Source organism: Mesorhizobium sp. B2-8-3 (genome assembly GCF_006440815.1).
Lineage (GTDB): Bacteria > Pseudomonadota > Alphaproteobacteria > Rhizobiales > Rhizobiaceae > Mesorhizobium.
The window spans coordinates 16,328-40,605 of the sequence record NZ_VFTW01000015.1 but is presented as its reverse complement, the minus strand read 5'-3'; the positions used below and the strand labels follow the sequence as shown (position 1 = coordinate 40,605).

Genomic DNA, 24,278 nt, shown 5'->3' with positions numbered 1-24,278 from the left:
CCGAAACGCACCATCCACGGCCGGGGCCGTCGAGGCCGGTGGCGCATGGCTGCCGTTGGTGCTGATAGGGCAAGCGCGGTGCTGCTCGATATCGGCGTCGTCGGCGAGCAGACGCTGGGCCGCCGTGCCGTCAATCTTTTGCAGCCGAAGGCACGTGGCCGCATCAACGGGCTGTTCGTCGGCATCTTCTTCATCGGCGGCGCAATCGGCTCGCTGCTGGCCGGCATTGCCTGGGCCTGGGGCGGCTGGAACGCGGTGTGCGCGGCCGGCGCGGTGTTCGGTGTGATGGCGCTAGTGGTGGACTGGCTGGAGTAGCGCCGCATCCTTCTCCCCCACAAGAGGGGAGATAACGCGCCTCGCCGGTCTGTGCCGCCAATCGTCCTGCTATCCGCCTAGGCATTCCTCGGGTCGGCCACGCATTGCGGAATCGCGCGGGTGGCGGCGATCAGCTTGCCGCGCATTTCGGAAGGCCGGCGCAAATTCTGCCAGTAGGCGCCGATGCCCTTCATTTCAGTGCCCTGGCCACCGCCGAGCGCACCGTCGGCGCCGACCAGCATCGTCACGATCTTGACGCCGCAGGCAAGGTTGCGGTCGGGATCGGTGATGTCGACCTCCGACTTGAAGCCGCAATGGTATCTCTGCTCGTCCGAAAGCGACAATTGCAGCAGGCCGATCGAATACTGGTCCTGGTCCTCTTCCCAATAGGCGGCGGAGCTGCTGTTGACGGATTCCGCGCTGACCAGGTCGGCAAGCAGCGTACGCCAGAACACGGCGCGGCCGCCGCGGTCCTGGCGCAGATAGCCGGGGCAGAAAACCCCTATGTCGGAAGGCTCGAGACCGCTCAGCGGCTTTTCGGCATCGATCAGGTAGGCCAGCTTGCGCGTCACGGTCTTATGATCGACCATTTTTGTCAGCGCGCCCTGCCCCGCGAGGCAGTTTTTCGCGAAAGCCTGCGCCTCCGGCTGGGTGGTATGCCCGTGGGATTTCCACTGGTCGGTGCAGGACGGCCAGGACGCGACAACGGGCGCCACCGCTGGTGAGACGGCCGGCGAGGCGACGGCCACTTTGGCAGGCTTCGGTGTTGCGGCCTTCGGCGCGGCAGCCTGGGGCACGGCGCTTTCGATGATCTTGGGATTGGCGCAGCCGTCGAGCACCACGGCAAGTCCCGCCAATGCCACGACGATGCGGATCAGCCTGAACCGAACTCCGGCATGCAATCGCACTGAGCCGCCAGCGTACAAATCCCCCTCCGAGCAGTAAACACAACGGACCAGCCCGGCCTCTTAAGGTCACTCTGCCAGATCGGTGGTGGCCTGTCACCCGATCCCGCCAGTGATCGTGAAGGTTCCCTTACAGTGCCCGTCGGGCAGGCGCGCAATGGCTGTGACGATCGAGCCATAGGCGCCGCGCCAGACGCTGTGGAAGCCCTGATGCGTCGATACCGGCACGACCACCCGACCGGTCTGGCGGTTGCCCTCCGCCCGCATGACGACAGGCTCGCCATTGACGTGAACCTTGACCGCGGCCGGCTCGTCCGCGCCGACGTCCAACACGATCGCGATCTCGTCGGTGTCGCCGGAGCGCGTCGTCTCGGCGGTCAGCGCCAGCGTGAGCGGCGCATCGCCGGCAGCCGCTCCCCTGCCCTCGAACACATCGCCGGCCAGCGCCGGCGTGCGCGGCGGAACGGTGCGGCGTCTGGTGGCCCGCTCATAGTCGCCGGCGATGGTCAGCAACGCCACGTCGTCATAAGCCTTGCCGGCGAAGGTGAGGCCGACCGGCATGCCGATATCGGCCATCGTTCCCATTGGCACCGTCACGGTCGGGATGCCGAGATGGCGCCACACGAGATTGCCGTTGGCGACCCAGGTGCCGTTGCGCCAGGCAAGCCGTGCGGAAGCCTCGTCGACGTCGGCATCGGCCGGACCGACATCGGCGACCGCCGGCAGCACCACGGCGTCGAGGCGGTTGGCATCGAGCCAGTCCTCGAAATCGACACGGCGCGTTGTCTCCAGGCCTTTCAATCCGGCCTCGATGGTGGGAATGCCCTCGAGCGGCGCCACGCCCTGCTTCGCCCGCTCGACATACCGCGCCAGATCGAAATCGACCTCGCCATAACGGTCGCGCAAGGTGCCCGGCGGCTGCGGAAAGATCTTTGCGCCGTCGACCGAAGCAAGATCGGGGATCGCGGGATCGGCATTGGCGCGCAGGAAATCATCCCAGGACCAGATGGACAGGTCCCAGATCTCGCGCTCGGCGAATTCAGCCGGCACCAGCCCGCGATCGACCATGGTACGCGCGCCAGGGTGGTCGCGCTCGTAATTGGAGACGACGGGGAAATCGACCTCGACCACTTCAGCACCGAGCGCTTCGAGATCGCGCGCTGCCTGACGCCAAAGCTCCAGCACCGAGGCGCGCGTCTCGATCGGCCGGTCGGCGCCGTCATCCTTGCCGATATACATTTTCGGCACGCCGAGGCGTTTGCCCTTCAGCGCGCCTTGCAGCGGAAGCGCGGCGTAGCTCGCCGGCCGCAGCGCCGACGTTTTCGGAATCGCCACCCAGGGCTGCACGCGCCAGAAATCGCCGCGCGTCTCGGCATCGTCGGCGACGATCACGTCGAGCAGCTCCAGCATGTCGGGAATGGTCCGCGTGTGCGGCACCACCACATCCATGGTCGGCACCAAGGGCCAGTTGCCGCGCACCGAAATCACGCCGCGCGATGGCGTGTAGGCCACCAGCGCGTTGTTGGAAGCGGGCGCGCGACCGGACGACCAGGTTTCTTCGCCGAGGCCGAAGGCGGCGAAGGACGCGGCGGTCGCCGTGCCCGAGCCGTTGGACGAGCCGGAAGCGAAAGCGGCGGTGAGGAAGTCCTTGTTGTACGGACTCTCGGCGCGGCCATAGACGCCGCGCTGCATGCCGCCATTGGCCATCGGCGGCATGTTGGTGAGGCCGATCAGCACCGCGCCCGCGGCGCGCAGCCTGGCGATGGTGAAGGCGTCCTCGCCAGCAACGAGATGCTCGAAGGCGGGCGAGCCGGCGGCGACCGTCAGGCCCTTGGCCTTGTAGCTGTCCTTGGCGGTGTAAGGGATGCCGTCGAGCGGGCCGAGGGCTTTGCCCTCTCGGCGGCGGCGGTCCGAAGCTTCCGCCTCCTCGAACATGTTCGGATTGAGGATAGGGACCGCGTTCAGCGCGATGCCGTGGCGGTCGTAATGCGCAATGCGGTTGAGATAGGCACCGACCAGCTCGACGCTGGTGACGGTGCCGTCTTCCAGCCCGCTGCGCAGGTCGGAGATCGAGGCTTCGACGAGGTGGAGGTTGAGCATGATGGGACGGGACGCTGACTGGTAGTTTGTCTATCCACCTAGGATGACGGCGCGCACGTAACTTGTACAGTGAACTCCCCTGTCCCCTTCGGCGACATCTTCCTCGAGGGGGAGATTAAGCGCCCTAAACCCCCAGCACGTCCTTCACCCTCTCTCGCGTGTAAGGCAGATCGTATATGCGCTTGCCGGTCGCATTCCGGAATGCGTTGGCGATGGCGCCAGCGGTAGGGCCCTGTGCGGCTTCGGCGACGCCGAGATAAGGCGTGCCGGGATTATCGACGACTTGCACCTCGATATTGTCGGGCACCGCGCTGAAGCGCAGGATCGGATAGGTTGACCAGTCCGGACTCAAGATGCGCGTTCGATCGAAATGCACGGCCTCGTAAAGCGTCCAGCTCATCGACTGCAATATGCCGCCTTCGGTCTGGTTGATAATCGAATCCGGGGCGACGGCCTCCCCGCAATCGACCGCCGCAACGACGCGCGACACCTTGATCGCGCCGCTGTCGCTGTCGACATCGGCCTCCAGCGCAAGGGCCAGATAAGCGGCGTGGTTCTTGTATTTGGCGAAGGCGAAACCCCTGCCCCGGCCTTCCGGCAAAGCATCCTTCGACCAGCCGAATTTTTGCGCCGCGACCTCGATCACCTTTTTGGCGCGCGGGTCTTTCAGATGGCGCAGGCGGTATTCGACCGGATCGGCGTTCGCCGCCACCGCCAACTCGTTCATGAAGCTTTCGATGGAGAAGACGTTACAATAGGCGCCGAGGCCGCGCAGCGCGGACACGCGCACCGGCATGTCGGCGACGAAATGCCAATTCACGCGCTGGTTGGGCACGTCATAGAGCGGGATCGCGTTGCGGTCGCCATTGCCGAGCGGAGAGATTTGCAGCTCGGCGGGATCGGGCGGGAAATGCCGTTCCATCAGCCTGCCGGCGATCAGCGATCCGGCGGAACCCGGCCGCGTGCCATGGTTGTTGCTCCACAGGTCGTAGTGCCAGTTCACGATGTTGCCGTTCTGGTCGAGCGTGGCACTCGCCCTGGTCAGCATCGCCGGTCCGTATGGCTCCCATAGATGCTCCTGGTCGCGCATCCATTGCACGCGCACCGGCTTGCCCGGCACTTTCTGCGCGATCAGCGCGGCGTCGGCCGCCGCATCGTCGGCGCCGTTGTGGCCGTAGCAGCCCGAGCCCTCGGTGTGGATGCAGCGCACCTTCTCCTGCGGCACGCCGAGCATCTGGGCGATCGCCTTGCGATCGGGATAGACGCCTTGCGTATGCGTCCAGACCGTCGTCAGGCCATTGTCGAGCATGGCCACCGCGCTCGATGGACCGATAGAGCCGTGCATCTGGTAGGCGCGCGTGAATTGCGCCTGGAGCGTCCTGGCGCCCGGCGCGCTGTCGGCGCCGACGGAGGTCACCGTGCCGACTTTCGACACGGCCTTTTCCAGGAAAGCCGAAATATCGTTGGGGTCGGGAAGCGCAGGCTGCTCCTGCCACTTCGCGACGACGGCCATGGCGCGCATGGCCTTCACGGCCTGGAACTCCTGCTCGGCGACCACGGCGAGGAAATCACCGTCGCGCACCACGGCGATCACGCCAGGCATCGCCTTGACCGCGACATCGGGGAAGTCGGCGAGCTTCGCGCCGTAGCTCGGCGGCCGCACGACGCGGGCATGAACCATGCCCGGCGGGCGCATGTCCTGGACATAGGCCTCGCCGCCGGTGACCTTGGCCGGGATGTCGACCCGCGCGAAAGGCTTGCCGATCGCGCGATAGGCTGCCGGCGGCTTGAGCCTGGTATCCGCCGCCGCATCGACATGAAGGAAATCGGCCGAGACCAGTTCGCCATAACCGGCCTTGGCGCCGTTCGGGCCGACGACCGCTCCCGCCTCAGCCTTCAGCGCCTCGACCGGCGCGCCGAACTTTTCGCTGGCCTTGGCGATCAGGATCTGCCGCGCCTGTGCCGAAGCATAGCGGATGGCGGTGCCTGAATTCTGGATCGTCTGGCTGCCGGCGGTGTAGCCTTCATTCGGCGTCAGCGCGGTGTCGGCGGTGATCAGTTTGATCGCCGCCGGCTCGACCTCGAGCTCCTCGGCCGCGATCTGGCGCAGCGACGTCTTGGTGCCCTGGCCAAGCTCGGCCTTGCCGGTGAAGACGGTGATCGAACCGTCGGCGTCGATGCGGATCCAAGCGTCGAGCGAGGGCGTATCAGCCAGACTGCCGGGCAATTCGGGTTTCGCCGTCTGGGCGCCGGGCGCGCTCGGTACCTCGCCCTGCTGCGCCTCGGCGGGGATGGCGAAGGATACGACCAGCGCGCCGGCTCCCGCCAGGAAGCCGCGGCGGGTGACATCGGGAAGCAGGTTCGGTGCGTTCATCATCCCCTCCCGGTGGCGGCTGCCGGCGCCACGTTGCCGGCGGACTTGCCCCGCATCAGGTCGCGGGCGCGGGCCACGGCCCGAAGGATGCGCATATGCGTGCCGCAGCGACAGAGATTGGGCTCCAGCGCCTGCCTGATGTCGGCGTCGGCGGCATCGGGCTTTGCCTCGAGCAGCGCCTGCGCCCGCATCATCATGCCGGCAATGCAATAGCCGCATTGCGCCGCCTGTTGTTCGATGAAAGCTTTTTGCATCGGGCCGGGATCGTCGATGGTGCCAAGGCCCTCGACCGTCTTGATCTCGCGCCCCTCGACCAGCATGGCCGGCGTCAGGCAGGAAAAGACCGCCTTGCCGTCGACCATCACCGTGCAGGCGCCGCACTGGCCAAGGCCGCAACCGAACTTTGCTCCGTTGAGCTTCAGATCGTTGCGCAGCACATAGAGCAGCGGCGTCGCCGGATCGACGTCGACGTCATGTGACGTGCCATTGACGTTGAGCTTGACCATCAGTCCTTGGCTCCCACATTGTCCGGGCTGCGCTCGATGCCGTCCGAAGGCCGGACGCTGACCCGGTATTTGCCGCTCCTGGTGTCGGCGGTCTTCGCTTTCGCGTCCGCCCATGCCGGCTTCTGGGCATAGGCCTCGCGCAGATAGCCGAGCAGGTCCGCCACCTGATCGTCGGTCAGCGTCGCGGCGAAGCCCGGCATGATCGGGCTCTCCCGGCCGCTCGCCGCCGGCAGGCCAAAGAGCACGACGTTGATTGCATTTTGCGGATCGCGCGCGGCGATCGTGCTGGAGAGATGGAAATCGATGCCGCCGAAGGGCTGCGGGCGGCTGCCGTCATGGCAGGTGGCGCAGGCCGCCTGGTAAATCGCGCCGCCGCGGCTTGTCGGGCTGCCGGTGGTGGCGCTGGCCGGTATCGGCGTGCCACCCTGGTCGATCGAAAGCTTCTTGCGGATGTCCTCGGCTGCCGCCGCGCGCTCCGGCACCGGCTCGCCCATTTGGGAAACCAGGTAAGTGGCGATGGCGCTGATGTCGGAATCCGGCAGTCGGCCGAGATTGCCGGTGACCTCGGCCATCGGTCCGTTGGCCACGCCGTGATCGGCATGCCAGCCCTGGCGTAGATAGGCAAAGAGGCTGTCATGCGTCCATGGGATTGGCGCGGAGGACGATCTGTCGAGCGCGAAGGCATCCCAGCCCTCTGCTTCGCCGCCTGCCAGATGCGCGCCTTTCCGCTCGGCGCCCAGCAGGTTGCGCGGCGTGTGGCAGGCGCCGCAATGGCCAAGCCCTTCGACGAAATAGGCACCGCGGTTCCATTCGGCGCTCTGCGAGGCATCCTCGCGATAGGCGCCCTTGTCGAAGAAGAGCAGCTTCCAGCCCGCCAGCACGAAGCGCAGGTTGAGCGGGAACGGCAGCTCATTGGCGGGAGGTCGATTCTCCACGGCATGCCGCGTCATCAGATAGGCATAGAGCGCCTTGTTGTCCTCGTCGGAGACCAGCGTGAAATGGTCGAACGGGAAGGCCGGATAAAGGTGATCGCCGTCGCGCTCGACGCCTTCCCGCATCGCCCGGCTGAAGGCAGCTTCCGACCAGCGCCCGATACCGGTCTTGGGGTCCGGCGTGATGTTGGTGGAATAGATGGTACCGAATGGCGTCGGCACCGCCAGCCCGCCGGCGAAGGACTTTCCGCCGGGCTTGGTATGGCAGGCCGTGCAGTTGCCGACCGAAGCGAGCACCGCCCCCTTCACGATCAGCGCCTGGTCGAAGGAGGCGCGTTGCGGCGGTTCGATCGGGTCGATCGCCGGCTTCCAGGCATAGGCGGCGAAACCCGCCAGGCAGACTACAATGAGGATGAGAACGCCGGTCCAGAAGCGTTTCAAGGAGGTACTCCTTGCGTGAGTCGGGCGGGCACGCGTCGCAGGCGTGGCGCCATGCGAGGAGAACTAGGTTCGAGCCGCGGGGCGTCAATGACAAAGCACCTCACAGCGTCTTGCTGTCGAACTGGCCGTTTTGCCTCATAAGATCGATGTAGGTCTTTGCCCGGGCGTTGCCGTGTTCCGTCGCCTTCAGGAACCATTTGGCTGCTTCCGGATAGTCCGGCTTTCCCAGTACTCCGAGATAATAGAGTTGACCCAAGCTGAACTCGGCATCGGCATTGCCTGTTTTCGCAGCTGCCAGCCACCAGAACTCGGCGGCTTTGCCGTCCCTGGCGATGCCTATGCCGTTTGCGTAGGCATAAGCCACCCACAGCTGGCTTGGAACGTCACCCTGCTTGGCCGCCTTCAGCCACCATGACGCTGCCTCGGTGTCACTCCTGGCAACACCCTTGCCCGTCGAATAGGCAGAGCCTAGCGCTGACTGCGCAGGGATGTAACCTTGCTCAGCCGCTTTGCGATACCAGACGACAGCTTGAGCATCGTCCTTTCCAACGCCGCTGCCCAGAGCGTAAGCGTTGCCGACAGCGGCTTGCGCGTCCACCTGGCCACGCGCAGCGGCCTTCATCCACCATTGGAACGCCTTGCTGAAATCCTGATCGACACCGTGACCGCGCGCATAAAGCGTCCCGAGCAAACTCTGCCCGTTCGGGTCTTCATTGTCGGCGGCTTTTCTCACAAAAGTCGCCGCAACCTTGTCGTCTTTCTCCACGCCCTCGCCGACGTAATAGGCTCGACCGATGCCGTAGGCAGCCCGGGCGTTTCCTCTATCCGCAGCCTTCCGCCACCAATAGAGAGCCAACTGGCGATTCTGCGCGACGCCTTGGCCCTGCCAGTACAGGCCCCCGAGACCATACTGGCCATCGGGATTACCCATATTCGCCAGTAAAGAAAGCTGGCGATACTCTTCCGCATAGTCCTTCGCCAGAATGGCGGCCTGTGCCTTCCTTATTGCGGACCACTGCTGGTAATAATTCAGGACTGGCCCAAACAGAACGAAGCCGGCCAGCACCACTAGGGCGAGGCATAGGGCAGGCCCGGGACGCGGCGGACGTGGACTATAGACTTCCGTCTGCGACCTACTCGGCCATTCGAAATTGCTCAAGATCACCCGCCCATTTGCAACCAACAGTAGTTGATAGCGCAAGTTGGGGCAGAACTGAAATATAGCTCCAATTAAATGCTACTCTGGCGCCCCCGCGAACAGCACCGTGCCATCGCCTCCCGCGGCCGGCCAGTCGCGGATGGTGCGGTCGATGCCGCCGGTCAAAAGCGTGCCGTCGGCGGCGAAGGCGACCGAATACATGGGACCGGTGCCGGGGTCGAACTCGGCGATCTCGGCGCCGGTGTCAATATTCCAGATGCGCGCCGTGCCGTCGAGCGAGACGGAGCCGAGCCGCTTGCCGTCGGCCGACAGGGCCAGCGCGTAGACCGTGCCGGAATGGCCCTCGAAACGTCGCACTTCCTTGAAGCTGTCGAGGTCCCAGAGTTTTATCGTGTAGTCGCCGCTGCCGGTCACCGCGTGGTGGCCGTCGGCCAGGAAGACCGCGCCATAGGCGCCGCGGTCGTGGCCGTGCCAACTGCGCAGTTGCTTGCCCGAAACGATATCCCAGAGCTTCAGCTCACCGTCGATGCTGCCCGTGAGCGCCCTGGTGCCATCGGGCGACATGGCGACGGAGCTCACCGACCAGTCATGGCCCGGCAGCACATGCGACACCGTCCCCTTCTCCAGGTCCCAGACGACGACGGAACCGGTGTCGTGGCCGCTGACGGCGAGTTTGCCGTCCTGGCTGACCTTCAGTTGCCGGACGCCGCCGTTCGCCCCTGAGGAGAAGACGTGCAGCACCGTGCCGTCGGATAGCTGGCGCAGCACGATCTCGCCGTCGTCGCCGGCGGTCAGCGCGGTCTTGCCGTCGGGCATGAAAAGCGCGCTGCGCGCCATGTCCTTGTGGATGCCGAGATCGCGGATCAGCCGCTTGCCGTCGATGTCCCAGAGTTTGATCATGCGGTCGGTGCTTGCGCTCATGATCTCGTGGCCGTCGGCCGACACCGCCAGCCAGACGACGGCGTCGCGGTGGCCTTCGGGCGCGGTCGGCTGGGCCGGAGGCGCCAGTGGAGGCGGCGCCACTATCTGTGGCGGCGTTGCGGGCGCGAGCGCCGTCTGCTCGGTGGGCTGTGCCGGTTGGGCAGGCTGCGGCGCGATGGCTGGCGGCGACGGCGGAACGGGAGCCGCAACTGGCTCTGCCGGCGGCGCGGATTTCGCGACTTCTTCCTGCGCGGATGCGGGCGCGGTTGGCTTTGCGCTAGCCTCCGGCGTGGTTGGTTTTATGCTCGCCTCCGGCGTGGTTGGTTTTGTGCTCGCCTCCGGCTCGGGCTTCGGCTCGGATGGCCGAGGCGCCGGCTCCGCCCGCGAGGTGGCGACTTCCTTCGCCGGTTCGCCGGCCGGCTCCTGCGTCCGCCAAGGGCCGAACTGGTCGGCGAGGATGACGAGCAGCGCCAAAAGCGGCAAAGCGAGTGCTGCGCGGCGCAGCCGCGGATGGCCGGCCGGCGCGATCTCGGCGTCGCGGCCGAACAAGGGGGCGGCCGGATCGTGCCTGGCGGCGCCCGGCAGCAGGCCGGCGAGGAAAAGCAGCCCGGCAAGGACCGACAACACGCCGGCCACGCCGAAGACTTCCAGCCGCGCCGTCGCCAGCGGCTTGCCGCCCAACGCCAGATAGAGCTTGGCGAAGCAGGCAATGCCGACGATCAGCATCGCCAGCGCCAGCAGCCTGTCGGTCGATCGCTTCATCCACCCCCCGTTCCTCCCGCCTGAATGCGGAAGGCGCATCAGCCATCCTAGCCGAGCTTTCTTGCCAGGCTAAGTGCAAGACATCACACGAGGAAAGATTAATCTGCTTCGGCCTCGGGGCGTGCTCTTCCGCCCAACGACGGCCGGCTTTTCAACTTTACTCGACCGGCGGACCAATATCCCGCCGACTAGCTCGAGGCATTGAGGTCTTTCTCTTCGTTGAAAGCCGGTCGCGTGAGCAGAAAGCCACACTCCCCAAGAATAAAGACCTCAACCACTCGCATTGGTTGACAGGAAACGCTCTTATGACATTATCCGGCGGGGATTTTCAGGAGAGCCATTAGCATGAAGAAGATCTACGAGAAGCCTATCTTCATCCGCAAAGGCAAGCTTTCGACAGTCACGGCATTGAACAGCCCTTCCAACCCCCTCCCGGGTTGATCATCGGGAATAGCGATCGTTAGGCCCGACTGGGAAGCAGCCATAGGCGCTGCTCAGGTTGGCGCGAGCGTTTGGAGAGATTTTTTATGAAGAAGGTCTACGAGAAGCCCAACCTCATCCGGAAGGGCAGGCTTTCGGCAGTTACGGCGAACGCTCCGGTTTCGACGGACTGATCGGCCTACGATCGAACATGCCGGCTTGGCATGTTGGACCGACAGCTTGTTGTCGGCCGGCATGCTGTTTTGGGTGTATCGGGGACTCGGAATATGAAGAAAGTCTACGAGAAGCCAACCTTCGCCAGGAAGGGCAAGCTTTCGGCCATCACGGCAATCAACGGCGCCGGTTCAGGTCCCATCAATGGAACCGGGCCGGTGATCTGACCGGTTATCCCCGCGCTTCTTGACAATACGCGAAGGCCGACGCCGGCAATCTCGGCGGATTCAGCGCACCAGCACCAAACCGTCCAGCACAGCTTGCCAATAGTGCTTCGTGGAAATGCGCACGCGCGTCACCGCCTTCAGCATCGGTGCGTAGTGGACCGGAGCCAACGCCGAGAGCGCGATCTCGTCGCTGGCGACCAGTTCGTCATCGAGCCAGCTTTCGACCAATGCGACCTCGCCTTCCGAAGCCAGCCATGCGGCGGTGAGCATAATCGAATGAAAGCCGAAGGGTGTCGTGCCGGCAAACTCCGCCGGATGGCCGCTGCTGGTATAGGCAACGCGGCCGCGTGAGAGATTGCCGTTGAGATAGCCCTCGCTGTCCTTGACGTACTGGCTCGTCAGGGCGTTCAGGTTGCGCCAGTCGAGACCGGCATGGCCGCAGGGAATTTTCTGAAAAGGCAGGGCGGTGACAGCGTCGAAGTCGACCGTTTCGAGTGCCGCATCGGCTGCGATCGCGTCCGATCGCAAAAGTCCGAGATCGGCCGGATAGGGGGTAAGCGCCAGGCGACGGTCGAGACCCGATCCAGAGATCGTCAGCGTGTCGGCGTCGGAGGAGAGACCGACAAGGAAGTCGCCAGGCAGTAGCGCTCTGGTTTCCAGGACCCTGCCCTTGCCCATGACCTGAAGCGCCGCCTCGGTCACGGTCCTGCCGCGAATGAAGCGTCCTGGCGAGAGACCGACCGCCTTCGGCAAGTCCTCGCCGGCGAGACCTGACGGCGCGCCGGGCATGGCGTCGAGGCGCAGCGACTGATCCTCATTGCCGGTGCTCACGCGCCAGCCTTTCGGCACCGAGACCGAAAACCGGTAGGTTCCGGGCGCGCGCAGGACGGCCCGATGTTTCTTCGCCGACATGACGAAATTGGCGAAGCCGCCATTGTTGGTTCGCACCGCGGCGAGGAATGCGCCCTTTTCGTCATAGGCCCTTACCACGATGCCAGCGATCGGCCGGTCGGCCTGTCCGAACTTGCCGTCGCCGTCGACATCCATGAAGACGAAGGACGAATAGTTGAGCGCTCCGCGGCTGCCGCCCCAGGCTGCGCGCGACGCATAGTCGCCCGCCGGATTGGGGCTGCCGCGCGCCCTGCGGCGCTTGCGGCGCCAGCGCAGCGCGATCGCGACGAGAGCTACAGCGCCGGCAACGACGACGGCGGAGATGAGGGCGACGAGGATGGTATCAGCCATTGCGAGGCGGCAACGGCTGGAGACACGTGTTCAAGACCACGAGCATGAAATTGTACCCCTCCAACTCTTCAGCAGATTAGCGTTGGACACCAACACCGCAAGTCGTTGCTGTGGAAGGCGCATGATTGAGACGCCGGCAGGAGAACGCCTGCGCTATCGAAACTATTGGACCACGGTTCTACCAGCAGAAGGCTTTCCCCCAGGTGTCGAACGGCCGCTCTGGTCGAATGCTTGACAGAAACCACTCATCTGAGATCATCTGCTGGAGTATTGGAGGGCAACCCATGAAGAAGACTTACGAGAAGCCGGTTTTGATCCGCAGGGGCAAGCTTTCCGTGATTGTGGCGGGCTCGCCTCCGCCCGCTCCGCCCCCATGATCGGGCACCCAGGATTTGATTCTCAACGATCCCCGCTACGGCGGGGATTTTTTGTTTTCTCACCCTAACTCCACCCAAACCGGCGCATGATCGCTGGGATTGTCGCCTCCCCGCACGTCGCGGTCGATGCCCGCCGCTTTCAGTTTCCGCCCCAGCTTCTTCGACAGCAATATGTGGTCGAGACGCAGGCCCGCGTCGCGCGGCCAGCGGTTCCGTCGATAATCCCAGAAGGTGTAGAGTTTTTCTTGCCTGGGAAAAACCTTGCGCAGCGCGTCGGTCCAGCCCTGCTCGATCAGCGCGGCAAAGGCGGCGCGGCTTTCGGGCTGCACCAGCGCGTTGTCATCATAAGAGCGGGTGGCATAGATGTCGCGCGGCTCGGGCACGATGTTGAAGTCGCCGGCCAGCACCACCGGCAGGCCGGTGTCGAGCAGTTGCTCCGCATGCACCGCGAAGCGCTCGTGCCAGGCGAGCTTGTAGTCGAATTTCGGCCCCGGCCGCGGGTTGCCGTTGGGGGCATAGAGACAGGCGATGACGACACCGTCGACCGCTGCCTCGATGTAGCGGGCCTGGCGATCGGCATCGTCGCCGGGCAGCGCATCGCGCGTCAGGACGGGCTCGGAGCCGCGCGCGAGGATCGCCACGCCGTTCCAGGTCGGCTCGCCCTTCCGCACCGCGCCATAGCCGGCTTTGGCGAGCCGGGTCAGCGGAAACTGCGTGTCGCGCGCCTTCAACTCCTGCAGGCAGACGACGTCGGGCTTTGCTTTGGCGAGCCAAGCCAGCAGGTTTTCCAGCCGGCTGTTGATGTTGTTGATGTTGAAGGTGGCGAGTTTCATTTTTGAATGCCGAAGGCGCCTCTCGCCTCGTCATCCTCGGGCTTGACCCGAGGATCCATTCCGTTACGTTCGCCGTGGAGCGCGGCGGAGCAAAATCCTGAACCGTTGCAACGCTTTAACGTCACGGCATGGATCCTAGGGTCTGCGCGCGTCGCTTCGCTCCTTGCTTCGCCCTAGGATGACGACCGATGTGGACGCTCCGCCCACGCCTTTGTCGTCTCCGCCACCGTCTTCAGGTGATCCGCCCTCGAAAAACCCGAGATCGCCTTTCGCGGCTTGAGATCATGATCGCCGTCTTCCAGCCAAACCACCTCGATGGCCGGGGAAAGACCGTAGGCCGCGACCTCGTCCTTCGTGCCGAACTCATCGCGGGTGCCCTGGAAGATCAGCGTCGGCGTTTTCAGGTCGATGAGATGCTTCGTGCGCAATTGCTCCGGTTTGGCGGGCGGATGGAATGGATAGCCAAGGCAGACCAGGCCGGCGATCTCGCCCTTGGCGTACATCTCGTCGGCGACCATCGAAGCGACGCGGCCGCCCATCGACTTGCCGCCGATGATCAGGTTGCCGGTCACGCCCTTGGCGCGCAGGTCGAGGATCGCCTTCACATATTCCGGGTTCACCGTCTCGGCGCGCGGCGGCGGCTTGCGGTGACCGTAGCGGCGCGCCGCCATGTAGTGGAATTCGAAGCGCGCGACCTGGAAACCCGCCGCTGCGAGCGCCTTGGCGGTGGCCGTCATGGAAGGCGAATCCATCGGCGCGCCGGCGCCGTGGGCGAGAAGGATGGTGACGGGGGCGGTGTCGAAGCCGTCGAAGAGGAAAGTGGTCATGGGATTGTTCCCGGCGCGACGGCGAAGCTGCTGATCTCCCCCCCTTGTGGGGGAGATGGCCGGCAGGCCAGAGGGGGGCGCGAAGGAATACCGGCTTCGCCGCTTACATGAAGACAACTCCAGAACCGGCGGCCGCAAGAGGTTGAGAGGCCGGCGGGACAGCGCCCCCTCTGTCCTGCCGGACATCTCCCCCACAAGGGGGGAGATTGGCTGTCGCGACGGCCTTCGCCAATCATCGTCACCCCGCCGTGCGTGCCATATGCAGATCCACGAACTGTATCCCCTTCTGCGCAGTCCGCGCCCATTCGGATACCGCATCCAGCTCCAGATAGCGCACCCACAGCCGCCGAGCTTCGACGAGATTGCCACCGTCGAACTCCAGCCGCGCGAGATTGAAGACCGGATCGGCGTAGGTCTTGTCGAGCGCCATCGCCTTCTGCAGATGCCTGCGCGCCGAGGCAACCTTGCCCTCGTCGCTCATCAGCCCGGCTAGATTGAACCAGGCCTCGACGAAACCCGGGTCGAGTTTTATGGCTCGCGCATAGTCATGCGCGGCTTCGGCAACCCGGCCGGCGCCGCGCAGGCAGTTGGCAAGGTTGAAGGCGGCGATTGCATCCTTGGGATCGATCGCCAGGCAGCGCTGGTAAAGGGCCGCGGCATCGTCGTGGCGCCCCTCCTCCTCCGCCGTCTCCGCCTCGGCGAAGAGTTCCTCCAGCGTGTCGTCTTCCGGCGAGCCGAGATCGAACAGCAATTGGCCGTCGAGCTCGCTTCGGCCCTGGTCGAGATAGATCGCATCGGGCCGGCCATGCTGCGAGCCGAGGTTGAGCGACTTGGCGGTGAGCGACGCGACCGGGCCCGAGCGGTGCACCGAGCGGGCGATCGCGCCCCAGGACGCACCGCTGGCGATCAGTCCGGCATATTTCCTCGCCAGGATCAGGTCACGGAAGGAATAAGGCTCGGCGTCATGCTCGAAGGCGTCGAACAGCGACAACATGTCGAGATCGCCGCCGGCAAGCCGCGACTGATCGATCAGCGATTGCCTGGAGAGCGAGGACGCTTCGGGCGCCTTCATCAGCCCAAGCAGGCGCAGGAAACCGTTCTCGCTGACCAGGATGCGCCCGGCGGCTCGCTCGGTGGCAACACGGCGCTCGATCTCCGCATCGCCGGTCCTAGTCAGGCCTGCCTTGGCGAGAAGCGCGCGGCCGAAGACGACATGAGAGGTGCGGCGGGTGACGCCGCGCCTCAGCTCCGCGTGGCGGCGCTCGACCTCGCGCACGGCAAGCCGCAGCGGAAAGGCGGCTAGCGCGCCGACGACGCCGAAGACCGCGCCGGGAACGATCACTGGCCCTGCATTTCCCGTCACTTCTTGCTCTTGCCGACGGCCTTCAACAGGTTCGCCTTCAGCGGATTCTCAGGCGCGCCGCCGCCGGCGGCCGCCTTCCTGGCGGGTTTTGCGGGTGCTTCCTCGGCCTTGCTCTTCGACTTGGCCGGGGGCTTCGCCTGCTGCGAGAGGCTCGCTTTCAGCGCATCCATCAGGTTGATGACATTGCCGCGCTCGGGCGCCGCCGCGATGATCGGCTTGTGCCCTTTGAGCTTCTCGCGGATCATCGCCATCAGCGCCACCTCGTAGCGATCCTCGTAATTCTTCGGATCGAAGTGGGTTTCCTTCTGCTTGATCAGCGCCTCGGCCAGCTGCAGCATTTCCGCGTCTGGCTTGGCATCGGGGATGTTGCCGAAATATTCAGTGGTGCCGCGCACTTCGTTGGGGTTCCTCAACGTGCAGACGAACATGCCGTTCTCGCGCGCGCCTATCGTCACCACGCGCTCGCGGCTGGAAAGCACCAGGCGGGCGATGGCGACCTTGCCGGACTTGCGCATGGCCTCGCGCAGCACCGCGAAGGTTTCCTCGGCCATGGCGCCGTCGGGCGCCAGGTAATAGGGCGCGTCCTGGTAGATGACGTCGACCTCGCCCTCGTCGACGAAGGCCTCGATGTTCATCGTGTGATTGGATTCGATCCTCACCGCATCGAGGTCGGCGTCGTCGATGATGATATACTGCTTGTCCTCATATTCGTAGCCGCGCACCAAATCCGAGCGCTCGACCAGGCCGAGTTCGGGATCGACCGGCTTCATGTTGATGCGGTTATGCGTCTTCTTGTGCAATTGGTTGAACGAGATGCGCTCGCTCGCGCTGGTGGCCGGATAGAGCCGGACCGGACAGCTGACGAGACTGAGCTTGAGGTAACCTTTCCAACTTGCCCTGGGCGCCATGATGAACTCCTACGCGGCCATGCACTGACACTATGTTGGAGCATGGTCTTGTCCAAAAACCGGTTCCCACTTTTTGGGACCATGCTCTGCAGCGCTTCGTCCGTAGGACGAACAGCGCCGTGGAAATCCTACACCGACCTTTGATCGTAGCGGTAAAACCCTAGCGAAGTGTTTTCGGGCGGAGTTGCGGCGGAGGATAGTTCAAATTGTATCGAGCGTCGATGGAGAGGAATTGAGACGCCGGCGATTGGCTGAAGGCCTCGACATTTCGTCGTTCTAGGGCGGAGCAAGGAGCGAAGCGACGCGAGCAGATCCAAGAACGACGCCGCCGAGAGGCTACAGCCCATTCTCCACCACCGGCAAATCCCTGGCCGCCTCATCGATCTCCGCCCAGGGATCGCCGGACGTCTCCAGGAGCCCCGGCAGCGAGGCGTAGTTCAGGTCTTCCGGCGCGTCGATGGTTTCCAGGTCGGTCCAGCTTACCGGAGTCGAGGCCGGCAGGTTGGTGCGGGCGCGCAGCGAGTAAGGCGCGGCCGAGGTGTGGCCGCGGGCGTTGCGGTGGAAGTCGATGAAGATGCGCTTCTTGCGGTTTTCCTTGCCCATCGTGGTGGTGAAGGTGTCGGGCGCGCTCGCGGCCAGCAAAGTCGAAATGGCGCTGCTCACCTGGTGCAGTTTCTTCCAGTTCTGCTTGCGCGTCACCGGTACGGTGATGTGGATACCCTTGCCGCCGGAGGTTTTCGCGAAAGGCACCAGGCCAAGGCTCTCCAGCCCGCCCTTGATGTGGACCGCCGCCTCCACCACCTCGCGCCAGGAAATCCCCTCGCCCGGGTCGAGGTCGAAGACGATCTGGTCGGGCTTGTCGAGTTTTGACCGGTGCGTGCCCCAGGTGTGGAATTCCACCACGCCGAACTGCGCCAGCGCCAGATAGCCCTTGGCGTCCTCGACCGAGAGATAGGTTTTCGTCTCGCCTTCCGAATTGCTGCTCTCGAACACCGCCACCGAAGGCGGCATGCCGGTGAAGGCGTGGCGCTGAAAGAAGCAATCCTGCGGCCGCCCTGTCGGGCAGCGCACCAGCGAGACCGGACGGCCGATGATGTGCGGCAGCATGAAATCGCCGACCAGCGCGTAATAGACGGCGATGTCGAGCTTGGTCGGCCCGGTCTTGCCGAACAGCCGCCGTTCCGGATTGGTCACCCAGATGGTGGCAAGATCGGACTCGGCGATCAGCCGCTTGCGCTTGACCGGCACCGGCGTGGTGAGCCCGCCGATATCGCGCAGGCCGCGAAAGACCCCGTGGCGCAGCGAATTGTCGGCGGTGCGGTTGGCATAGTGGATGCGGGCCGACAGCAGCGGCTTCACCCAGTGCATCTCGCGCATGATCTCGCGCGGCGCGCCTTCGGGCGGCGTAGCGCCGGCGGTCAGCCGTTCCAGCCGGGCGAGGAGATCCTGTGCCATATCGCTGTCGAAGCCGGTGCCTACCTTGCCGCGATAGTGCAGTTCGCCATTCTCGAATTCGGCCATGCCCAGCGCCGCCAACCCCTCAGCCCGGTCGGAAACGGTGTAGCCGGCGATGACGAAGTCGCCTTTCTCTTGCGCCTTCACCTTGGTCCAGCTCTTGGTGCGGCCGCTTTGGTAGATGGCGTCGGCGCGTTTGGAAACGACGCCTTCCAGCCCGAGTTCCGTTGCTTGCTGGTAGAGCCCGCGCCCGTCGCCCTCGACATGATCGCTATACTGGATGGCGGCGTTGGCGGCTTGGCCGGCGAGGAGTTCGGCAAGCAGGGCCTTGCGCTTTTGCAGCGGCGCCTTGCGCAGGTCCCAGCCATCGAGATGGAGCAGGTCGAAGGCGTAGAAGTGGAGTTTCGAGCCGGCGCCCTCGGCCAGCGCGTCCTGCAGCAGCGCGAAGCGCGAGATGCCCTTGTCGTCGAGCACCATGATCTCGCCGTCGATGATCGCCCGGCTGACCGGCAGCCGCGAAAAGGCCTGCGGGAGATCGCCATAGCGTTTCGTCCAGTCGATGCCCGCGCGGGTCATCAATCTCACCGTTCCATCCACCACATGCGCCATGGTGCGGTAGCCGTCGAATTTTATCTCGTGCAGCCAGAGCTCGCCGGTGCGCCCGGCGGGATCATCGCCGCCCGGCGGTTTCGGCACCTGCGTGGCGAGCTGCGGCTCGACGCGGCTTGGCGGGTCGCCTCTCACAGCGCCGGCCAGCGCGCCGGGCTTCAGCGAACCGGCTTTCGGTGGCAAGCGCGGCGGTTTCTTCACGGCGACCAGTTCCTCGATGCGCCGTCCCGATTTCACGCTTTCCGGCCGCGCTTCGAGGATGTCGAGCTTGGGATCGGCAGCGAGATCGCGCTCCTTGAAGAGCAGCCAGTTCTTCTTGTTCTCATCCTCGCCGGGCTTGGGCTTCAGCCGCGTCAGCATCCAGCCGCCATTGAGCTTCTCGCCGGCAAGGCGGAACTTGAAGGCGCCGGTCTTGAGGCTCCTCTCGACATCTTCCATCGGCGCCCAGGTGCCGGTGTCCCAGACGATCATCGGCCCGCCGCCATATTCGCCCTCGGGGATGACGCCCTCGAAGTCGATATATTCGATCGGATGGTCCTCGGTCTCGACGGCGAGACGCTTGTCGGCCGGGTTGAGCGAAGGACCGCGCGGGACCGCCCAGCTTTTGAGCACGCCGCCGACTTCCAGGCGAAGATCGTAGTGGTCGGCTGTGGCGTGGTGCTTGTGGACGACGAAGCGGTTGCCCTCTCCGCCCGCGAGGCTGCCCGCCGGCTCGGGCGTGCGGGAGAATTCGCGCTTGGCGCGGTAGGGTTTGAGGTTGGCGGCCATGGGTCAGGCGGGAGCGATGGCAAGCTCGCCTTGCCGGCGCCGCGTTCCGTCACACCCCCCTCTGTCCTCCCGGACATCTCCCCCGCAAGGGGGGAGATTGGCAGCTTGGCTGCCGGCGCCTCTTCTGCAGCGTTGGAGATTGGCGAAAGCGGTGATGACATCTGATCTCCCCCCTTGCGGGGGAGATGTCCGGCAGGACAGAGGGGGGTGCTGTCCCGCCAGCATTTCGGATTTTCCTACAGCGCAGCGGAGCAAGGGAACTGGATCAATCGTCAATCGCCGGCGTCAGTTCCAGCTCGGCCGGCGTCAGCCCTTGCCGCAATTGGCTCAGCCGGAACTCGTCGACCCAGTAGGCCTCGCCATCGACCAGCACGCGGGCGCTGTAGGAGCCGCCGGAAAAGCGCTGCGCGGTGACATAGACCCTGTGGCGGTCGAGCGCGGTTTTTACCGCGGCGCGGCGGGACTTTTCTCTGGCGACCGGACTGACCATGGCCTCACTCGAACACGCTGCCGCTCGGATAGCGGCCGCCCATAAACATGGCGGAGAGCTCAATATGAGTCAATTTGCCGGACGCAGGCGGCCGTTCACCGCGGCGCCCGCAGTCGCCGCCAGCGCTGCATGAACTCCTGCGCGACCTTGAACAGGCGCGGGTTGTCGCGCACGAAAGCCACGCCCCGGCCGCGGTATTTGATGGCCTCGCTCGCCGCCACGCCCTTCAGTGTGATGCCGTAGCAAAGTTCGGACAGAACCGACTTCACCGCGCCCATATGTTCCTTGTAGCTCTGGTTGCCGACCGACAGGTCGAAATAGTCGAAGCCGGCGCCGCGCCCCCATCGGATCAGCTCGCCCATGATGCAGAGCCCCGGCGAAACATTGGGCACCGCGCCCTGGTCGATCGCGATCAGAAGCGCATGCAAGGTGCCCAGATGAGCCGCCAGGTACTGGACCGCGACCATGACCTCGCCGGCGCGCAGGCCGAAGATCCGCACCGAACCGTCCGTCAGGCCGCGATGCGCGGCTTCGCGGTAGAAATCGACCACCGGTGGCTGCGCGAGCAGATCGAAGCGGCCGAGCTCGCGAAAACGGCTGAGCCGCATCTCGACCAGCTTGCCGAAGATGGAGTCCACCAGGGCCGGCGTGTCGGCCTCGACCAGGGCCAGGCCGCCATTGCGATCGAGCCGGCGCAAGTCCTTGTTGAGCGCCTTGACGAAGGACGGTCGGCAGATGCGCTTGACGACAGTTTCGGCGTCGCCGTCCATGGCGATGCCGTAGTGCGAGTGGATGGAGTCGCGCGCCGGCGCAAGCAGCGCCAGGGGATTGGCGACGCCGCCGACCTCCTTCGGGATACCGACGATGTGGATGCGGTCGGCCGGCGGCAGCACGGAAAGCACTGCCGTCCAGGCAGCCTCGGCGGATTGCCTGGTCCACGGCGTCGCGTCGGCGAGCAACGGCGCGGAATAATCGCACACGCCGCAGCTCAGCCATTCGATCACCCAATGGTGGAATGCGCGGCGCCGCATCAGCGGCACAAGCATCCTCGGCTCGCCCGTGGCGGCGTCCCTCACCTCGACGATGGCGAGGTCGGCTTTTTGCGGCACGAGCCCTTCGACGATCCCTTCGGCCCAGGCGAAATGCTGGTGGCCGGTGCACACGCCCTCTGTCTCGAGGCGCAGCCAGAGCGGTTTGACCGCTTCGAGACTGGTGTGCAGTTGCGCCACGTAAGCGCCGCTGGCGGCGCCGGCGGCATGCGGTGCGGCCTCATCGTCGGCCAAGCCGGTCGTCATTGCGGCCATCGGCATTGCCTGGCTTACCACATCATTCTCCTATCGTCTCTGCACTGCCAGCGTGGCCGCGCGGCGCCAGGCGCCGAACACGCTGGGGCGCTGCTGGTTCGGGTGCTTGGAGTTCCACATACGGTGAGCAGCGAAATACCATGAGGCCACGAGCACGAAGGTCTCGGAGACCGCGGCGCCCGCCAGCGACCATGTCGACGGCGCGATGGCCAGGAGAATCCCGATCGTCGCCAGCCCGACGATCGCGCCGGCCATGGTGATGAAGGCGACGATGCGGAAATCGCCGAGGATCTCGAGGACCACGCGCGGCATGACATAGGCCATAATCGGTACATAGTTGGCGATGGCGAAAAGCCCGATCAGCCCGACCGAGGCATGCTGCAGGGCCTGGGATTTGATCATCGGCAAGATGAACAGGATGCCGCAACCATAGGCCAGGCTGCCAAGCCCCATGACGAGCGCCCAGATCTTGGCCTGCGTCCACACGCGGTCGAACTCCTTGTTGCGCACCAGCTTTGCGAGTTCCGGCTGCGTCATGTTCGAGAAGGCAAGGCTGGAGATGCGCAGCGGCGCAAACAGCACCAGCACCGCCGCCAGCGGCGCGTAAGCCGCGGGTCCGGCGATGCCGGCGACCAGCAGGGCCAGGCATTGCCCCTGAATGTTGGTGGTGGTGGCGCTGAACCCCGACCAGCAAAGCTGCGGCCAGAGCTTTGCATAGCGCCGCAAGGTCGGGGCGCGGAAGGAGATACGCAGCCTGCGGCGCGCCAGCCTCACCAGCACGGCGATGCCGACCATATTGGCCGCGGCAAGCGCGTAGAAGGTGGCCTGAAGCGCGTCCGCGAAGAACCAGAGCGCCGCTCCTGCGAGCACTATGCCCGCGATCGTGAACACGGCGTCGCTGATGGAGACGACGAGCTGCATGCGGCGCGCGAAGAAGGCGGTGCGCATATGGCTGCGCAGCGACCAGGCCCCGACGAAGCAGGCGGCGCCGATGCCACTCGGGTCGCCCAAGAGGCGCATCAGCAGCCCGGTGCCCAATCCCATCAGCAGCGCCACCACCAGCGCCGCCGATCCGAAGGTCACGTCGTAGGCGTCGACGCCGGCGCTGTTGGCGCTTCTGCTCATCCATATTGTGGCGGGAACGGCGGTGAGCGAGCGGATATAGGACAAGCCGACGCCGCCCATCACCATGGCCAGCGCGAAGAGCCCGTAACCTTCGGCCGACAGAAGATGCAGCAGCGCGATGTTGAGGGCGAAATGGAAGCCGCTCTGCATCGCCTCGCCGCCGATCATCAGCATGAGGCGCCGCACCAGATGGGCCGGGAAGGTGAACTTCACGGGCTCGTCTCCGCCTCGCGGGCGACACGCGCCCGCCCCTGCCGCGGCGGCGTCGCCTTAAGCTTATCGGCCACGATCGCCACGATCGCGGCGGCAGCGATCGGCTCGCTGAAGACCGCCTCGTAGCGCGCGCGACCGGCGGCGGCGAAGTCGCGCCACAGATCCGGCCGCAGGATGATCTCCGTGAGCTTGCCGGCAAGGGCCGCGGCGTTGCCCGGCGGCACATGCCAGCCGGTCTCGCCATCGGCCACCACTTCCACCAGCCCGCCGATCGCCGACACCAGAGGCGGCCGTCCCCAGCCCATCGCCTCGATGGCGACGCGGCCGAGCGATTCCGGGCGGCGCGACGGCACCGCGACGATGTCGGCCCAGCAATAATGGTCGGCGGGGTCGGAGACGAAAGGCAGCACCTCGACATGCCCGGTCAGCCCCATGCGCCCGACCAGTTCAGCCAACGCCTGCTCGCGTTCGACGCTCTCGAAGGCGCCGCCCACCAGGCGGACCTCGACGCGGTCGCGCAATTCGGCTTGGAGCGAGGCGACGGCATCAAGCAGCACCTCCTGCCCCTTGATACGGTTGACGCGGCCAAGCAGCAGGACCTTGAGCGGGCGGCTGCCATCATAGGTCATCGGCAGGGCCGCGGCGGGACCGGCAACGCCGTTATAGACGACATGCGTGCGCCGCCCCTTGGCATCGAGGGCCGGCGGATCGCCGAAGGTGGCGCGCGTTGCGCGCGAGTTGAAGATCAGATCCGCCTTGCTCCAGCGCATCAGCGCGACAAGCACCTTGCGCAGGACGCCTTCCGGGATCTCGTGGATATGCAGCAGCGCCTTGCGCGGCAGGAGCCGCGCGGCCAGCGCATAGTCGGCGATGATCGAGGTGTTGATATAGGTCAGGTCGCTGCCCCGCATGCGCCGCCAGGCCCGCCAGAGCGCCGCCGGCAACCGCGCCATCTCGACGGTGGCGAGCTTGAGCATCGCCTGGCGCCGGAGCACCCAGAGCGGTTCGAACACGATGCGGCTGGCATGCGGCTTGAGGATATCGACGATCGGCCCCTCGCGCGGCAGCACGACCTCGATCTCGGCGGCCGGAAACGCGGCGCGCAGCGCAGCCACGCTCTCCGCGAAGCTGCGGTCCGAACCATAGAGCTCGTAGCCCTGATGAACGCAGGCGATGCGCATCGCTATCTTTTCCACCTTGCACCCCGGGTCCGCTCAGCACCGGACCCTTCAAGCGCGGAAGGAACTTCATGCCAAATCCGCACGCCGCCTTACCCAGCGGTGGCCACTGCAGGCCCGGGAGCAAGGATCATGCCGGGTCTTGAACGCCCTGCTGCGACCCGGGAACCCGGCCGTGCCCCGTATCGATACAGATACGTCGCGAAAGTTGACCGATAATGAAGCAAGCCCTCCGTTCTGAAGAGAAATTTTACACCTTCATGTGAATATTCGCCCTGGGGGTACCCTGGCACGGAAGTTGCTGGGCGTGTCATTGATTTAACAACAACCATGACCGGACCCCGGGGAAT

General features: G+C 65.3%; 19 protein-coding genes and 1 pseudogene. 3 read left to right on the top strand and 17 right to left on the bottom strand.

Annotation, left to right across the window (positions count from 1 at the left end):
* Positions 1–55: 55 nt before the first annotated feature.
* Positions 56–315, top strand: a pseudogene (locus tag FJ418_RS20650) (MFS transporter); the annotation flags it as partial.
* A 77-nt stretch (positions 316–392) separates the two neighbouring features.
* On the opposite strand, the gene FJ418_RS20645 reads toward FJ418_RS20650, so the two are convergent.
* From FJ418_RS20645 to FJ418_RS20615, 7 genes are all read right to left on the bottom strand, one after another.
* Positions 393–1,223 (bottom strand): hypothetical protein, encoded by an 831-nt coding sequence (locus FJ418_RS20645; protein ID WP_140868776.1) that lies wholly within the window; start codon positions 1,221–1,223, stop codon positions 393–395.
* Positions 1,224–1,316: 93 nt separating this feature from the next.
* Positions 1,317–3,320 (bottom strand): amidase, encoded by a 2,004-nt coding sequence (locus FJ418_RS20640; RefSeq protein WP_140868774.1) that lies wholly within the window; start codon positions 3,318–3,320, stop codon positions 1,317–1,319.
* Positions 3,321–3,444: 124 nt separating this feature from the next.
* Positions 3,445–5,694, bottom strand: coding sequence for a molybdopterin cofactor-binding domain-containing protein (locus FJ418_RS20635; protein ID WP_140868771.1), 2,250 nt, complete (start codon positions 5,692–5,694; stop codon positions 3,445–3,447).
* A complete protein-coding gene (locus tag FJ418_RS20630; protein WP_140645487.1) occupies positions 5,694–6,200 on the bottom strand; it encodes a (2Fe-2S)-binding protein in 507 nt (168 codons plus the stop codon). The genes FJ418_RS20635 and FJ418_RS20630 overlap by 1 nt, the downstream gene beginning before the upstream one ends.
* On the bottom strand, positions 6,200–7,573 hold the full coding sequence (locus FJ418_RS20625) for a cytochrome c (RefSeq protein ID WP_140868768.1): 1,374 nt from the start codon (positions 7,571–7,573) through the stop codon (positions 6,200–6,202). Before FJ418_RS20625 ends, FJ418_RS20630 begins: the two co-directional genes overlap by 1 nt.
* Before the next feature lie 100 nt (positions 7,574–7,673).
* The gene (locus FJ418_RS20620; RefSeq protein WP_140710040.1) at positions 7,674–8,642 is read right to left on the bottom strand and encodes a tetratricopeptide repeat protein; all 969 of its coding nucleotides are present in this window, start codon (positions 8,640–8,642) and stop codon (positions 7,674–7,676) included.
* Positions 8,643–8,810: 168 nt separating this feature from the next.
* Positions 8,811–10,415 carry a WD40 repeat domain-containing protein gene (locus FJ418_RS20615; RefSeq protein ID WP_140868765.1) on the bottom strand — a complete coding sequence of 535 codons (1,605 nt, stop codon included), beginning with the start codon at positions 10,413–10,415 and terminating at the stop codon, positions 8,811–8,813.
* A gap of 345 nt (positions 10,416–10,760) precedes the next feature.
* On the opposite strand from FJ418_RS20615, the gene FJ418_RS20610 reads away from it, so the two are divergent.
* Both FJ418_RS20610 and FJ418_RS20600 read left to right on the top strand, forming a co-directional pair.
* Positions 10,761–10,856 carry a putative RiPP precursor gene (locus tag FJ418_RS20610; protein WP_140652080.1) on the top strand — a complete coding sequence of 32 codons (96 nt, stop codon included), beginning with the start codon at positions 10,761–10,763 and terminating at the stop codon, positions 10,854–10,856.
* A gap of 266 nt (positions 10,857–11,122) precedes the next feature.
* A complete protein-coding gene (locus FJ418_RS20600) occupies positions 11,123–11,236 on the top strand; it encodes a putative RiPP precursor (RefSeq protein ID WP_140645482.1) in 114 nt (37 codons plus the stop codon).
* A gap of 60 nt (positions 11,237–11,296) precedes the next feature.
* Here the strand turns inward: FJ418_RS20600 and FJ418_RS20595 are convergent, their stop codons facing one another.
* The 10 genes from FJ418_RS20595 to FJ418_RS20545 all read right to left on the bottom strand — a co-directional run bounded on the left by FJ418_RS20595 (position 11,297) and on the right by FJ418_RS20545 (position 23,946).
* A complete protein-coding gene (locus FJ418_RS20595; protein ID WP_140868762.1) occupies positions 11,297–12,478 on the bottom strand; it encodes a hypothetical protein in 1,182 nt (393 codons plus the stop codon).
* Between the two features lie 436 nt (positions 12,479–12,914).
* Positions 12,915–13,688, bottom strand: a complete 774-nt coding sequence (gene xth / locus FJ418_RS20585) for an exodeoxyribonuclease III (RefSeq protein ID WP_140868759.1) — start codon at positions 13,686–13,688, stop codon at positions 12,915–12,917.
* A gap of 173 nt (positions 13,689–13,861) precedes the next feature.
* A complete protein-coding gene (locus FJ418_RS20580) occupies positions 13,862–14,515 on the bottom strand; it encodes an alpha/beta family hydrolase (RefSeq protein ID WP_140868756.1) in 654 nt (217 codons plus the stop codon).
* Between the two features lie 238 nt (positions 14,516–14,753).
* The gene (locus FJ418_RS20575; protein ID WP_246683139.1) at positions 14,754–15,878 is read right to left on the bottom strand and encodes a tetratricopeptide repeat protein; all 1,125 of its coding nucleotides are present in this window, start codon (positions 15,876–15,878) and stop codon (positions 14,754–14,756) included.
* Complete coding sequence (locus FJ418_RS20570; protein WP_140855207.1) at positions 15,875–16,786, bottom strand: Ku protein; 912 nt, start codon at positions 16,784–16,786, stop codon at positions 15,875–15,877. Before FJ418_RS20570 ends, FJ418_RS20575 begins: the two co-directional genes overlap by 4 nt.
* A 336-nt stretch (positions 16,787–17,122) precedes the next feature.
* Positions 17,123–19,618: a DNA ligase D gene (gene ligD, locus FJ418_RS20565; RefSeq protein WP_140868753.1), complete on the bottom strand. Its 2,496-nt coding sequence runs from the start codon at positions 19,616–19,618 to the stop codon at positions 17,123–17,125.
* A gap of 265 nt (positions 19,619–19,883) precedes the next feature.
* Complete coding sequence (locus FJ418_RS20560; protein WP_140710884.1) at positions 19,884–20,108, bottom strand: hypothetical protein; 225 nt, start codon at positions 20,106–20,108, stop codon at positions 19,884–19,886.
* A gap of 95 nt (positions 20,109–20,203) precedes the next feature.
* Positions 20,204–21,412, bottom strand: coding sequence for a GNAT family N-acetyltransferase (locus FJ418_RS20555; protein ID WP_226891878.1), 1,209 nt, complete (start codon positions 21,410–21,412; stop codon positions 20,204–20,206).
* 30 nt (positions 21,413–21,442) lie between these two features.
* Entirely contained in the window at positions 21,443–22,750 is a 1,308-nt protein-coding gene (locus tag FJ418_RS20550; RefSeq protein WP_140868750.1) for a hypothetical protein, read from the bottom strand.
* On the bottom strand, positions 22,747–23,946 hold the full coding sequence (locus FJ418_RS20545; protein ID WP_246683137.1) for a glycosyltransferase family 4 protein: 1,200 nt from the start codon (positions 23,944–23,946) through the stop codon (positions 22,747–22,749). The genes FJ418_RS20550 and FJ418_RS20545 overlap by 4 nt, the downstream gene beginning before the upstream one ends.
* Between the last annotated feature and the right edge of the window lie 332 nt (positions 23,947–24,278).

What these genes read in the sequence shown, in the direction of transcription:
- FJ418_RS20640 (WP_140868774.1), bottom strand. Translation starts at nt 3,320, where the DNA reads ATGCTCAACCTCCACCTCGTCGAAGCCTCGATCTCCGACCTGCGCAGC.
- FJ418_RS20635 (WP_140868771.1), bottom strand. Translation starts at nt 5,694, where the DNA reads ATGAACGCACCGAACCTGCTTCCCGATGTCACCCGCCGCGGCTTCCTG.
- FJ418_RS20630 (WP_140645487.1), bottom strand. Translation starts at nt 6,200, where the DNA reads ATGGTCAAGCTCAACGTCAATGGCACGTCACATGACGTCGACGTCGAT.
- FJ418_RS20615 (WP_140868765.1), bottom strand. Translation starts at nt 10,415, where the DNA reads ATGAAGCGATCGACCGACAGGCTGCTGGCGCTGGCGATGCTGATCGTC.
- FJ418_RS20610 (WP_140652080.1), top strand. Translation starts at nt 10,761, where the DNA reads ATGAAGAAGATCTACGAGAAGCCTATCTTCATCCGCAAAGGCAAGCTT.
- FJ418_RS20600 (WP_140645482.1), top strand. Translation starts at nt 11,123, where the DNA reads ATGAAGAAAGTCTACGAGAAGCCAACCTTCGCCAGGAAGGGCAAGCTT.
- FJ418_RS20595 (WP_140868762.1), bottom strand. Translation starts at nt 12,478, where the DNA reads ATGGCTGATACCATCCTCGTCGCCCTCATCTCCGCCGTCGTCGTTGCC.
- xth (WP_140868759.1), bottom strand. Translation starts at nt 13,688, where the DNA reads ATGAAACTCGCCACCTTCAACATCAACAACATCAACAGCCGGCTGGAA.
- FJ418_RS20580 (WP_140868756.1), bottom strand. Translation starts at nt 14,515, where the DNA reads ATGACCACTTTCCTCTTCGACGGCTTCGACACCGCCCCCGTCACCATC.
- FJ418_RS20570 (WP_140855207.1), bottom strand. Translation starts at nt 16,786, where the DNA reads ATGGCGCCCAGGGCAAGTTGGAAAGGTTACCTCAAGCTCAGTCTCGTC.
- ligD (WP_140868753.1), bottom strand. Translation starts at nt 19,618, where the DNA reads ATGGCCGCCAACCTCAAACCCTACCGCGCCAAGCGCGAATTCTCCCGC.
- FJ418_RS20560 (WP_140710884.1), bottom strand. Translation starts at nt 20,108, where the DNA reads ATGGTCAGTCCGGTCGCCAGAGAAAAGTCCCGCCGCGCCGCGGTAAAA.
- FJ418_RS20555 (WP_226891878.1), bottom strand. Translation starts at nt 21,412, where the DNA reads ATGGCCGCAATGACGACCGGCTTGGCCGACGATGAGGCCGCACCGCAT.